We start from the raw sequence: 829 nt of genomic DNA, 5'->3' as shown, positions 1-829 counted from the left end.
CGATGTGTAGTCCGTTCGAACCCCAATCGCTGCCGCCATCGCGAGCCTCCTCTTGCTCGCTGCAACGAATCAGAAAATTAGCACCTTGGGAATCCAACCGTGAGTCAGAACCCGCGCACGTCGGTATAACAACCGCTTATCCGGTGGAGCCGGCTCGGCGTCTTCAACAAGATCTTCTCGGCCCTCTCGGCAAAGAGCGGCAAGCCGGACCGGTTGATGATCGACGCGACCCACCTGAAGGCACACCGCACAGCAGCAGCCTTCTCAAAAAGGGGCTGTTCCCATACGTATCGGACGCACCAAAGGCGCGCTGAATTCCAAACTTCATGCCGTTTGCGATGGCAGGGATAGACCGCTGGTCATGCTGCTCAGTGAAGGGCAGATGAGCGACGCCTTGCCTCCCGCCAAGGCTCTGCTCGGCGACCGAGGCTACGACGCCGACTGGTTCCGCAAGGCGCTTGTCGACCGCAACATCACGGCCTGCATCCCGTCGAAGAAAAACCGCAAGGTGCCGATCCCGCACGACGCCGCGCTCTACCGCCAGCGCCACAAGATCGAGACTATGTTCGGCAGGCTTAGGACTGGCGGCGCATCCATACCCGCTACGATCGATGCGCCCACACCTTCATGTCCGCCATCTGTATCGTCCCAACCATCATCTTCTGGCTCAATCAAATGAGTCCAGATCTTAATTCCTGTAAGTATTGAACCGCCCCGGGATTGCCGGAGGCCATTTGGCTTAAATTATGCTGCCATGGGTGTGTCGTCCAGCATGGCGTAGTAGAGCTCCTCGGCTTCGGCAGGCGGGATGTTGCCGATGGGTGCGAGC

Annotated in this window: 1 pseudogene; it reads left to right on the top strand. The window is 59.0% G+C overall.

From position 1 onward, the window contains the following. Positions 1–138: 138 nt before the first annotated feature. Positions 139–708, top strand: a pseudogene (locus MRBLMA1_RS14045) (IS5 family transposase); the annotation flags it as partial. Positions 709–829: the final 121 nt, after the last annotated feature.

Origin of the sequence: Sphingobium sp. LMA1-1-1.1, from assembly GCF_040676365.1 — a bacterium.
Taxonomy (GTDB): Bacteria; Pseudomonadota; Alphaproteobacteria; order Sphingomonadales; family Sphingomonadaceae; genus Sphingobium.
Note: the sequence above shows the minus strand (reverse complement) of the source record. Positions and strands in the feature narration are given on the sequence as shown.